At 39.8% G+C, this 12,824-nt stretch carries 10 protein-coding genes; all 10 read right to left on the reverse strand.

The features are described from left to right. Nucleotides 1-39 precede the first annotated feature (39 nt). On the reverse strand, nucleotides 40-558 hold the full coding sequence (locus tag BLQ05_RS02470) for a MepB family protein (RefSeq protein ID WP_023575548.1): 519 nt from the start codon (nucleotides 556-558) through the stop codon (nucleotides 40-42). Between the two features lie 185 nt (nucleotides 559-743). Further along, the gene (locus BLQ05_RS02475; RefSeq protein ID WP_023575549.1) at nucleotides 744-1,148 is read right to left on the reverse strand and encodes a putative quinol monooxygenase; all 405 of its coding nucleotides are present in this window, start codon (nucleotides 1,146-1,148) and stop codon (nucleotides 744-746) included. Nucleotides 1,149-1,204: 56 nt separating this feature from the next. Continuing rightward, nucleotides 1,205-2,599: a TlpA family protein disulfide reductase gene (locus BLQ05_RS02480; RefSeq protein WP_035653939.1), complete on the reverse strand. Its 1,395-nt coding sequence runs from the start codon at nucleotides 2,597-2,599 to the stop codon at nucleotides 1,205-1,207. Nucleotides 2,600-2,662: 63 nt separating this feature from the next. Further along, nucleotides 2,663-4,465: a cytochrome c oxidase subunit I gene (locus BLQ05_RS02485; RefSeq protein ID WP_023575551.1), complete on the reverse strand. Its 1,803-nt coding sequence runs from the start codon at nucleotides 4,463-4,465 to the stop codon at nucleotides 2,663-2,665. A gap of 35 nt (nucleotides 4,466-4,500) precedes the next feature. After that, nucleotides 4,501-5,667, reverse strand: a complete 1,167-nt coding sequence (locus BLQ05_RS02490; RefSeq protein ID WP_023575552.1) for a cytochrome c oxidase subunit II — start codon at nucleotides 5,665-5,667, stop codon at nucleotides 4,501-4,503. A 20-nt stretch (nucleotides 5,668-5,687) separates the two neighbouring features. After that, a complete protein-coding gene (locus BLQ05_RS02495; RefSeq protein ID WP_035653941.1) occupies nucleotides 5,688-7,181 on the reverse strand; it encodes a cation-translocating P-type ATPase in 1,494 nt (497 codons plus the stop codon). Nucleotides 7,182-7,202: 21 nt separating this feature from the next. After that, nucleotides 7,203-7,754 carry a c-type cytochrome gene (locus BLQ05_RS02500; RefSeq protein ID WP_023575554.1) on the reverse strand — a complete coding sequence of 184 codons (552 nt, stop codon included), beginning with the start codon at nucleotides 7,752-7,754 and terminating at the stop codon, nucleotides 7,203-7,205. An 8-nt stretch (nucleotides 7,755-7,762) separates the two neighbouring features. After that, a complete protein-coding gene (locus tag BLQ05_RS02505; RefSeq protein WP_035653942.1) occupies nucleotides 7,763-8,290 on the reverse strand; it encodes a DUF3341 domain-containing protein in 528 nt (175 codons plus the stop codon). Between the two features lie 6 nt (nucleotides 8,291-8,296). Beyond that, entirely contained in the window at nucleotides 8,297-9,703 is a 1,407-nt protein-coding gene (gene nrfD / locus BLQ05_RS02510; RefSeq protein WP_023575556.1) for an NrfD/PsrC family molybdoenzyme membrane anchor subunit, read from the reverse strand. 40 nt (nucleotides 9,704-9,743) lie between these two features. Next, the gene (locus tag BLQ05_RS02515) at nucleotides 9,744-12,797 is read right to left on the reverse strand and encodes a TAT-variant-translocated molybdopterin oxidoreductase (protein WP_023575557.1); all 3,054 of its coding nucleotides are present in this window, start codon (nucleotides 12,795-12,797) and stop codon (nucleotides 9,744-9,746) included. Between the last annotated feature and the right edge of the window lie 27 nt (nucleotides 12,798-12,824).

The following is a 12,824-nucleotide window of genomic DNA, read 5'->3' on the forward strand; positions in this document are numbered from 1 at the left end:
ATAAGACAAAAAACCCGCAGCAAGATGTTGCGGGTTTTTTTATTCGTTAGCACCATATAAAGATTGGGCACGACTGACATCTACCGAACCATCGCAAGGAAGATTCAAGAAGTACTGCAATTGCCACCGCTGTGTTTTTTGAGCCTGCTTGCTGAGCGTTACATCCCAAGGCGGATAGACCCGAATCGCCCGTTTTCCAACTTTTAGTTCAGACGTAAGGACCCCCTGCTTCAAAAGCACCTCCTTTGGAAACACAAACTGTCCCAATCCATTGTCGGTTTCCACATTGACCACAAAAAGATCCACCGCATCCGAAAAATCAAAGGGCTGAATTGGGCCGCTTCCGATTCGTTTCCATAAGGTAACAAACTGACCGATTTTGGTTGGTGTTATTTTAGCGGTTCGGAATACTACATTCCAGTTATTCAGTTGAAATTGGTGGGCGTTGTAATCGACACTTTCCTTTTCCGGGAATGAATTTCGAAGCACAAAGCCACATTTGTCGAACAGGAGTTCTTTTAGTTCGATTAAGCTATTGGGCAAATTGATTTCATTCATTCATCTATTCATCTATAGTCCCCCGGCTTAATGCTTTGGCGGTTTCCCGCTCACGGAACTTCACAAATATATCGAAAAGAGTGAAAGAAAAACGTGAATTTTTATATAAGAAGTGCGAGCACAAACTTTCCCAAAAAATCCCAAGCCCCATCATGGGATACAACCGTTGATAGCCGCTGGCAAATTTACTTAAACTCTTTTTCAACTTTCCAAAAGGATATTTCTGGCGGTCCTGCCAGGAAGTTTTTTGAATCTCCAATAAATTTTTGCAGATGATTTGTCTGCATATGTTTTGAATTATAATATAACTCGTCATTCCATTGTTCGTAAAGTAGAATATTAGTTCTGTCTTTTGGATCAATATGAAGCTTAATATTTACGAAGTGAGGTTCTTTCTTAACATTTTCTATTAAGCTAATTAAAGCTAAAATCGTTTCATTCTCTTTTGAAGGTTGCGTTTTATATTTGACCAACACAACAATGCTTTTCGTATTATCGATTTCTGTCTTATTTTTTAAACCCCAGCCTACAAAAAGTAAAGTGGTAAGAATAAGAATTGATTTCAAAAACAATCTATTTTCAGTTTTCATATCTTAAAATATTTATGTTAATAATCAAATTTACGCACAATTTTGGTTGGTTGCTGCTATCTGTTTAAAAGTTGTACTATTTCAGCTTTACACTTGACTTCCTTTGGTCCGGATGCATCTGCATTAACAAGTTTACCTTCTTTATCAAACAGCATATACCTTGGAATGGAATTCAGCTTTATCTTTCGGATGAATTCGGAAGCCTTTGGATTGATCAGATAAAAACTACTTGACTCTGAAAGGTTCTCTTTAGTAGTCGCTTTCATCCAGATGTCAAAATTATCATCGGTAGAAATAAACAGAAAAACGACATCATTTCCTTTCAACTCTTGCTGCAGCTTAAGAGAATATGGAAAGGAGGCCCGGCAAGGCGCACACCAGCTTGCCCAAAAATCCACATAAACCACTTTTCCTTTGTGTTTGGCAACGAATTCCTTGAGAGATGTTTTTCTCTTCATGGAGTCTAAAAGAAGTACTTCCTTTTCTTCTTTCTTAAGCACATTTAAGTCGAGCAAATAGCTATCCTTAATCCATTGACTCAGTTCGTTTCCGTTTTCGAACGCTTGAAACTTTTCGAAGTATACTGGCAATAGCTCTTTATCTTTGGAATTGGCTATATTATTCAGAAACAGAAACAAGAGATATTCCTTTGTCTTATACGAAAGTTTACTATCCGACAGAGCAGCATCAAAGGCCTGTTTGAAATCATAATCAAAATCATTCACTTTTCCCACTTTGTACTTTCCGATAATATAATTCTCAAGAAAGTATTTATATGTTTTTACCGGCAATAAATTATCGAGAGCTAAATCAGATTCAGGCACTGTACCAAAGGAATAATTCGCTTTGCTCAGATTGATTTTCAAGAACTTATTTCTTGCTTTGTGGATCGTATAAATAGTTGACGAAAGTAACTTTTCATGAAACAATACGTCGAGTTTTTCATCTCTGGCTACAAAATAATCGTTCAATTCTTTTTCATACATCAGATTTTCTTCCTTAGAACGCGGTCTTTTGTTATCCAATCTAAAAACCGATGGTTCCGATGGTCGTTTGATGGCTTTGAAATCGTCTTCAAAATTGAGATCATGTTTTAAAACAGGTCTCTTATTGGATAACGAAACTCTGGGCAACCCGTTTTTATAATCCAACTTAACCGTGTCCCCCTTATGAAACTCGTAGATATAATTCGCACCTAAACTAAAGACATGAGTCAGCACCACTGTGCTTTCAATACCATTGATAACTAAAGTGTCATTAGTACTCTTCGGACAAATAAAATGGTTTCTGAAATCATTCGCTTTGGAATAGTAGATATCACTCTCCATTCCAGAGGGGCTTTTAACATATCCATCAAAAACCAACACCACCTTGTTACCACTTAAAGGCTGAGCAATAACGACCGCGCCATCAATCAAAAAAAGGGAAACGGAAAGAAAAATTGTACGCATTTAAAAAAAGTTACAAAAAAGCCTCTCCAAAAGGAAAGGCTTCTTCTATGTGAATTTATAATCTTAGTGATGAAGTTGTTCTTCGCCGTCTTTATATGGAACGGTTTGCGGAACGAAGTCCTCGTCATGACCCGGCTTACTGTAATCGTAAGGCCAACGGTATACGTGAGGGATTTCACCCGGCCAGTTGCCATGCATGTGTTCTACAGGAGCGGTCCATTCCAATGTATTTGATCTCCAAGGGTTCATCGGTGCTCTCTTACCGTAGAAAATACTGTAGAAGAAATTCCAGATAAACACTAATTGGAAAGCGGCACCCACTAAAGCGAATACGGTAATCAATACGTTAACATCGGCTAAATCGTCGAATAACGGGAATGCGGTGTTTGTGTAATAACGTCTTGGTAAACCAGCCATACCGATGAAGTGCATTGGAAAGAAAACTCCGTAAGCACAAACTGCAGTCACCCAGAAGTGAATGTAACCTAAGTTTTTATTCATCATTCTTCCGAACATTTTAGGGAACCAGTGGTAAACACCCGCGAAGAATCCGTAAAGTGCAGAGATACCCATTACCAAGTGGAAGTGTGCCACTACGAAATACGTATCGTGAACGTTGATATCCAAAGTAGAGTCTCCAAGAATGATTCCCGTTAAACCTCCAGTGATGAAGGTAGACACCAATCCGATAGAGAACAACATTGCAGGGTTTAACTGTAGGTTACCTTTCCATAATGTTGTAATATAGTTGAATGCTTTTACCGCTGAAGGAATCGCAATCAATAAGGTTGTAAATGTAAATACCGATCCTAGGAATGGGTTCATACCAGAGATAAACATGTGGTGACCCCAAACAATCGTCGATAAGAAAGCAATTGCTAAAATAGATGCAATCATCGCACGGTAACCAAAAATTGGTTTACGGGAATTGGTTGCAATAATTTCAGAGGTGATACCTAATGCAGGTAACAATACGATGTAAACTTCAGGGTGTCCTAAGAACCAGAACAAGTGTTCGAACAATACTGGTGACCCCCCTTGGTAATGTAAAACTTCACCTGAAATAAAGATATCGGATAAGAAGAACGACGTACCGAAACTTCTATCGAAAATTAACAATAAAGCAGCAGACAATAAAACCGGGAACGAAACGATACCGATAATTGCCGTTACGAAGAACGCCCAGATTGTTAATGGCAATCTTGTCATGGACATTCCTTTTGTTCTCAGGTTGATAACCGTTACGACGTAGTTCAATGAACCCATCAAAGACGAAGCGATGAAAATAGCCATAGACACTAACCATAGCGTCATACCTGTTCCTGAACCCGGAATTGCCTGAGGCAAGGCGCTTAACGGCGGATAAATTGTCCATCCTGCCGAAGCCGGTCCTGATTCAACAAATAAAGAGCACAACATGATTACGGTAGAGATGAAAAACATCCAATATGAAATCATGTTCATGAAACCGGATGCCATATCACGGGCTCCGATTTGTAATGGTATCAACAAGTTACTGAAAGTTCCACTTAAACCTGCTGTTAATACGAAGAATACCATGATGGTACCGTGAATCGTAACTAACGCAAGATAAATATCATTACGCATTACTCCTCCAGGAGCAAATTTTTCACCTAAAAGAAACTTAAAGATTCCGAAAGATTCTTCCGGCCAAGCGATTTGCATACGGAATAACAACGACATCGCAACCCCAACAATACCCATGATTAAACCAGTAATCAAGTATTGTTTTGCAATCATCTTATGATCAATACTAAAGATGTATTTAGTAATGAAAGTATCCTTGTGGTGGTGTTCGTGATCGTGTCCGTGATCGTGACTTAAATCGTGTCCTACTGCTGACATATTTTTTTAATTTGAATAGTATTAAAAAACAATAATTATTTAACTTGAGCTAAAGCTTTGGTAGAATCTACTTTTACAGTTTCAGGCTTTACAGCAGGAACCGTCGCTTCAGCAGCGGGAGCTTCAGCCGCTTTTGCTTCCTTAATCACTCTGCTTGCTGTTGGTTGAACGCTTAACCATTTTTTGAAATCGGCTTCGCTTTCCACAACAATTTTCATTTGCATGTTATAGTGAGAAGGACCACAGATTTTATTACATAATAATAAATAATCAAAAGTATAGGAATCCAATGCAGCCTGACCCTTAGCGACTAATTCTGCACTTTTCTTAGCTCTGATCTTGTTGATTCTGGCCACTTTCTCCACCATATCAGGAGTGTTACGCATTTCGTCGGTAGTCATGGTAGGGGTGAAAGCAAATTGCGTCACCATACCCGGAACACAGTTCATCTGTGCTCTGAAGTGAGGCATGTAAGCTGAATGCAATACATCCTGAGAACGCATTTTGAAAACGATTTTCTTACCTACAGGCAAATGCAATTCAGCAACCTGTTTGTCATCCTGTGCGTTTGGATCTGACAAATCAATACCCAGTGTATTAACACCTTCGATATAACGGATATTCGCTTTTCCTAATGAATTGTCTTTACCGGCATAACGTGCTTCCCAACTAAATTGTTTCGCATACAATTCCACATACATAACATCTTCTTCCTCATCCACAAACATAATGTTTGTCCAAGCGTACAATCCATAAAGGATTAAACCTGCCAAAACGATTACCGGAATGATGGTCCAAATGAACTCCAATTTATCATTATCGGCAAAATACAACGCTTTATTTCCCTCTTTACCACGGTATTTGAACGCGAAGAAGTGCAATAACGCTTGGGTGATGGTCTGTACAATGAAAATCAAAATCATGGAAATCCACATCAATTGATCCACATCCTTACCATGTTCTGAAGCGGAACCGCTCATCAATGGCAAATCACCAAATTTCACAACACAATAAATAGTAGTAAGATAAATGAAGACCAAGAAGCCAAACATTAAATATCCATTTACATTATTATCGTTATCGTTGGCAATTTCAGAATTATCATTCTTTGCCCCAATCTGCGTTAAATCGAATATCTTAGTCAATTGCCAAACAGCAATTCCTAATAAAACTACAACTATAAGTACCAATAAACTTGTCATTTGTTTATTACTTTAAAATATTAATAATGGAAATGTTTACTTTCTTCGATTAACGGGTTGCGTTTTGCCAATAACGGAGCTTTCGTTAAAGCGGTAAACACTACAAAGATGAATAATCCGAAGAAGAATAACAATGAACTGATTTCTGATACCCCAATGAACCATTGGTCACCAACTGTAGCCGGCATAATCATATTGAAGAAATCGATATAGTGTCCGGTTAAGATAATGATTCCGGCCATAACTACAATCCAAGTCAGACGTTTGAAATCGGTATTGATTAAGATTAAAATCGGCAACACAAAGTTCATTACAACCATACCGAAAAACGGTAAATTATAATTCTCAATTCGTGTTACGAAATAAGTAACCTCTTCCGGAATATTGGAATACCACATCAACATGAATTGAGAGAACCACAAATACGTCCAGAAAACGGAGATACCGAACATGAATTTCGCTAAGTCATGGATATGACTTGTGTTCACATATTCCAAATATCCTTTTGATTTTAAATATAAAGTAACGAATGCAATTGTTGTAATACCACTTACGAAGAAGCTGGCAAAAACATACCATCCGAACAATGTACTGTACCAGTGCGGATCAACAGACATAATCCAGTCCCAAGAAGCAATCGATTCGGAAACGATAAAGAAGGCTAAGAAAGCAGCTGCTATCTTGAAATTCTTTTTGTAGAACGAATCATCAGAAGCATTGTCTTGCGCTAATGAGTTTTTTCTTGAGAAATAACGGTAGATATTCCATCCCGCTAAGAAAACTAAAGCTCTGATTAGGAAGAAAGGAACATTAAGGAAACCTGATTTACCAGCAATAATGGCATCATAGTTTTCACTTTTAGGATCCGTAACCCCTTCGGCCATCCATGTAAACAAATGGTTCATGTGCATACCGGATAAAACCAATAAAAGGAAAAAGATAATAGATCCCGGTAACAAATACGCAGTGATACCTTCCATAACACGGAACAATACCGGAGACCATCCTGCCTGTGCAGCCCATTGGATAGCGTAAAATGTTAATACACCCACCGAAATCAACAAAAAGAAGATACAGGCAACATACATTGCAGCCCAAGGTTTGTTTTGCAATTGGTGTAACACGTGCTCTAAATGTGCTTCGTGCTCCTTGTGAGCATCCGCTTCATGCGTATCCGCTTTAGCAGCGTGAGCGTCGTGGTGATTTTCCTCTACTACAGGAGCCACTTCCGCTTTCATTGTGTCTTTTTCAACAGTATTTACAGTATCATTAGCAACTGCCTCATGAGTTTCCGTTTTAGGGGCTTCATGGTGAGCTTCTGCAGGAGCAGCAACAGCGTGAGCGTCGTGCGCAGGAGCAGCGGCATGATGACCGTCATGATGACTTTCGGCTAATATTTTTTCTACGTCTGCAGTAGTTTTTGGTGCAGTTAAAAAACCATATGCAATTCCCAATAACCCAAGAGCCATAAGAACGAATGCAAAAGTTTTTAATTTGTTTGAAAATGTGTACATATTTAAACTTTCAAATGATTTTTACTTACTTAATTCACCTTTTAATTTCATCACGTGATCCGTAACCATCCAACGCTCTTGTTGAGTCAATTGATTTGCGTGAGAACCCATAGAGTTTAATCCATAAGTAATTACGTGAAAAACACTTCCTTCTGTAATCTCTCTGTCAGCATAATTAGGAACCCCCAAGAACTTCTCTCTTTTCACAAGAGTACCCTGACCATCTCCTTTTTCACCGTGACAAACCGCACAATAAATATTGTATAATTCGGCACCCTTTTCAGGATTAACGGACAATGAATCCAAAGGCGATTTTAATTCCGCTTTCGCTTGCATGTATCCTGCCGGAGTATTTTCATAACCGTAAGGTTCAAATCCTCTTTTTATACTTCCTTTAGCCGGTAACTGACCTTCCTTACCGCTGTTGAAAGCATCCGATTCGGAATACGTCTCGTAGGCTACTGATTCATACATGTTAGGAAAGAACTGATAGTTAGGCTTCGACTTGTCAAAGCAAGAAGTCGCCGCGATCGACACACCTACTAATGCTACTATTTTATATAAGGCTTTCATATCTTCTATTAATGCTTATCAATTACTTTAACTTCTACAGCGCCTGTATTTTTAAAGAAAGAAATCATCTCTTCTTCATTTCCGCTCACTGCAACTTCCATTAAAAAGTGGTCGTCTGTAGTGCGTACATCGGGGTTTTCAGCCTGTTTGAATGGCCATAATTTACTTCTTAAGTAAAAAGTGATTACCATTAAGTGCGCCGCAAAAAACACGGTTAACTCGAACAAAACCGGAACGAAAGCAGGCAAGTTCTGATAGAATGCAAAACTTGGTTTCCCTCCGATATCCTGAGGCCAGTCAACAATCATAATGTAATTCAGCAAATTAGCCGCAACGGTTAATCCCACAACCCCATAAAGGAAGGAAGCGATAGCAATTCGTGTTGGTGCCAAACCCATTGCTTTGTCCAATCCGTGAACTGGGAAAGGCGTGTAAATTTCTTCGATATGATGATGAGCAGCTCTTGATGCTTTTACGGCATCCATTAAGATATCATCATCAGTATATATAGCATGTATAACTTTATTCGTACTCATGATCTATTAATGATTATGTGAATGATGTCCTTCTTTTTCTCTTTCTCTTTTGTAGTTGTCCCCAGAAGTTTTCAAAATTGTTTTAACCTCTGCCTGAGCAATTACCGGGAAGCTTCTTGAATATAATAAGAATAATACGAAGAAGAAACCAATGGTACCGATATAAATACCCGCATCTACGAATGTTGGCTGGAACATTGTCCATGATGACGGTAAGTAATCTCTGTGTAATGAGGTAACGATGATTACGAAACGCTCGAACCACATACCGATGTTTACCACAATCGAGATAATGAAAGAGAACATGATGCTTGTTCTTAATTTCTTGAACCACATGAACTGTGGAGAGAACACGTTACACGTCATCATCAACCAGTACGACCACCAGTAAGGACCTGTAGCACGGTTTAAGAACGCATATTGTTCGTATTCCACACCGGAGTACCACGCCACGAATAATTCCGTGATATAGGCACATCCTACGATGGAACCCGTAATCATGATTACGATATTCATCAATTCGATATGTTGAACGGTGATATAGTCTTCTAAGTTAGACACTTTTCTCATAATGATAAGCAAGGTATTTACCATCGCGAATCCGGAGAAAATCGCACCTGCAACGAAGTACGGAGGAAGAATTGTGGTATGCCATCCCGGAATAACGGAAGTAGCAAAGTCAAAGGATACAATCGTGTGTACGGAAAGTACCAATGGAGTAGCCAAACCTGCCAATACAAGAGATACCTCTTCAAAACGTTGCCAGTCTTTTGCTCTACCCGACCATCCGAAAGAAAGGATGGAATAAATTCTTTTGTTGAAAGGCGTTACCGCTCTGTCACGGATCATAGCGAAATCCGGTAATAATCCAGTCCACCAGAAAACCAATGATACCGAAAGATACGTTGAAATCGCGAATACGTCCCAAAGTAATGGTGAGTTAAAGTTTACCCAAAGCGAACCGAATTGATTCGGAATCGGTAATACCCAGTACCCTAACCATGGACGACCCATGTGAATGATTGGGAACAAACCTGCCTGAACAACCGAGAAAATGGTCATTGCTTCCGCAGAACGGTTAATCGCCATTCTCCATTTTTGACGGAATAATAATAGTACGGCAGAAATTAGTGTTCCGGCGTGCCCGATACCAACCCACCAAACGAAGTTAGTGATATCCCAGGCCCAGCCAACTGTTTTGTTTAATCCCCAAGTTCCGATACCTGTAGTAATGGTGTATACCATACATCCTGCTCCCCAAAGGAAGGCTGCTAATGCAATGGAGAAAACGGTCCACCATAGTTTGCTTGCTTTACCTTCTACCGGTCTAGCTACATCTACTGTTACATCGTGATAAGATTTATCACCTATAACTAAAGGTTTTCTAATGGGTGCTTCGTAGTGAGACGACATAATCCTTTATATTGTTTCTTAATTAATATTTTTATTACTCTTAAGTATTTCTAACTTTTACGTGATAGAATACATTTGGTTTTGTTCCGATGTGCTCCAATAAATGATACATTCTTTCGTCTTCGGCTAACTTAGCTACCTGACCTTCTTTATCATTTACGTCTCCAAAGACCATTGCGCCGCTTGTACAAGCTGCAGAACAAGCCGTTTGGAATTCACCATCCTTAATTTCACGTCCTTCACGTTTCGCTTTAAGAATCGTAGACTGTGTCATTTGGATACACATTGAACATTTTTCCATAACCCCACGAGAACGAACGTTTACATCCGGGTTCAATACCATACGACCCAAATCATCATTCATGTGATAATCGAACTCGCTGTTTTTGCTGTATAAGAACCAGTTGAAACGACGTACTTTATACGGACAGTTGTTTGCACAGTAACGCGTACCCACACAACGGTTGTAAGCCATTTGGTTTTGCCCCTGACGACCGTGAGATGTTGCCGCTACCGGACATACTGTTTCACAAGGTGCGTGATTACAGTGCTGACACATTACCGGTTGGAAAGCTACCTGAGGGTTTTCAGAAGGATCTTCCATACCTGTTAGGGTAGTGATTGAATTCGTTAAACCTTTTGCGGTATTTTTCAACACAACGTCTTTGTCGAATGTTTCTTCAGAAGAATAGTATCTGTCAATACGCAACCAGTGCATATCACGGCTTCTTCTCACTTCCGATTTACCAACTACCGGAACATTGTTTTCAGCGTGACAAGCGATAACACATGCGCCACATCCCGTACAAGCATTTAGGTCAATTGACAAATTAAAGTGGTGACCGATGGAACGGTCAAAAGAATCCCAAAGATCCACTTCCGTAGCTGGAGTAGCTTTGTGATCTAAAGATACCATCGGAACAATGTTCCACTCCGCAGCATCCTTAGTATTGAATATTTCCAAGGTAGTTTCTTTGATGATATCACCTCTACCCATTAATGTTTTCTGTAACTGAACGCAAGCGAATTCATGATCTCCTGCGGTTTTGGTCACTTTAGCCACCTGATTTGCAACTTGGTTGGCATACAATTTATACGCATTAACCCCAACCTGCATTTCCTCTTTCATTCCTTCTTTACGACCGTATCCCAAAGCCAATCCGATAGTTCCGACAGCCTGACCCGGTTGAATAATTACTGGAACGTTTTCTAATTTGGTACCGGCGACTTCAATAGTAGTATAACTTCCGTTAAGACCACCGTTAGCCACGTTAAAGTTTTCCAATCCTAAACGCTCTGCATCTTTTTTGGAAACCGTAACGTAGTTATCCCAAGAAGCTCTTGTGATCGGATCCGGAAACTCTTGCAACCAAGGGTTGTTAGCCTGTTGACCGTCCCCCATTCCTGTTTTAGTGTACAATACCAATTCCAAACCTCCTTCATTTTTAGCTTTCGCCAAAGTAGAAGCCGCGGTAGCAAAATCAGCAGCACCACCAGTAACCGGAGCCACTTCAGAAGTATACACTCCATCGTGAACCAATTTATTCCAAGTTGTTCCTGTAGCAATTGAAGAACCAACTGCTTTTAAGAAATCATAGTAAGAAGCAGTATTACCAGTCCAAGCCATCAAGGCTTCCTGGAATTGTTTAGTATCAAACAACGGACGAATCGTCGGCTGCATGATGGCATAATGTCCTTTTGTAATCATTACGTCACCCCACGATTCCAAATAATGAGGTGCCGGAGCAGCGATAGTAGCTTTAACAGCCGTTTCATCTTCTCTTAAAGAGAATACAACAGATGTTTTAACTTTTTTCAAACCTTCGGCGAAATCGTAACTGTTTGCTAAGGTATACATCGGATTAACACCGTTCATAATTAAAGTATGAACCGAGCCCGCTTTCATATCAGCAACCAATTGCGCCACAGCTTTACTGTCACCTTTACGGATTAAACGCGCAGCCGAAGGATTGAATGCTTCTGAACTTAACGCTTTGTTAATTGCCAATACCAATAATTGTGCGTTAACATCATCCAAACCGGAAACCAAAACTCCTTTTCCGCCTGCCGCTTTTAACTGCTGCGCCGCTTTTGTCACCGCTTCATCGTACTTACCTAAATTGGCAGCACCCGCTGAAGCACCAGTAACGATACTGTATATTTTAACTAAAGCTTGTTTTTGTTCTGTAACCGTAAGCGGAATACGTTTGTCGGCATTGGCACCGGCCAAAGACATATTTGCTTCGATTTGGATATGCTTGGACATTTTTCCATTTTTAGGAACACGTCCTTTGGAATATCCTGCATCATATCCTCCTCCTTGCCAATCACCTAAGATATCCGCGCCAACCGACACGATAACATCCGCTTTTGCGAAATCGTAATCCGCTAAAGCTCTTTCACCGTATACCATTTGGAAGGCATCCAAAGCCGTGGAAGAAGAAACCGCATCATAAACAACGTGTTTTGCAGTTGGATTCTTCGCGATAAAATCAGCGATCAATCGATCGGTTGAAGGACTTGCCATTGTATTGGTTAACAATACCACCTGACCGCCTTTTGCTTTGGCTTCCGCTAAACTTTTTGCAACTGAAGCATTAACATCAGCCCAAGAAGCATCTTTACCGGAAATTTTCGGTTGTTTTAAACGCATGCTGTCATACAACGACAATACCGAAGCATGAACTCTTGCGTTAGCACCAAACTTAGCGTTTGGCAAATTATTATTTTCAACTTTAATAGGACGACCTTCGCGGGTTTTGACCAAGATATTTGCAAAATCAAATCCATCCATCATGGTTGTTGCGTAATAATCAGCAACACCAGGAATGATCTCTTCAGGTTGAACTACATAAGGTATAGACTTTACAACCGGACCTTCACACGCAGCTAAAGAAGCAGCTGCAGTAGAGAATCCAACGTATTTCAAAAAGTCACGACGAGTTGTTGATGTAGCAGACAAAGTAGCCGCGTCACCCAGGAATTCATCCGTAGGGATTTCTTCAACAAATTCATTGTTTCTTAGCGTCTCAACAATAGAGCTATTTTGGTCTAGCTCCTCAACACTTTTCCAGTATTTTTTGTTTGATGCCATTGTATATAAATATTAGCTTCTTAATTT

The organism is Flavobacterium saliperosum (assembly GCF_900100625.1).
GTDB lineage: Bacteria > Bacteroidota > Bacteroidia > Flavobacteriales > Flavobacteriaceae > Flavobacterium > Flavobacterium saliperosum.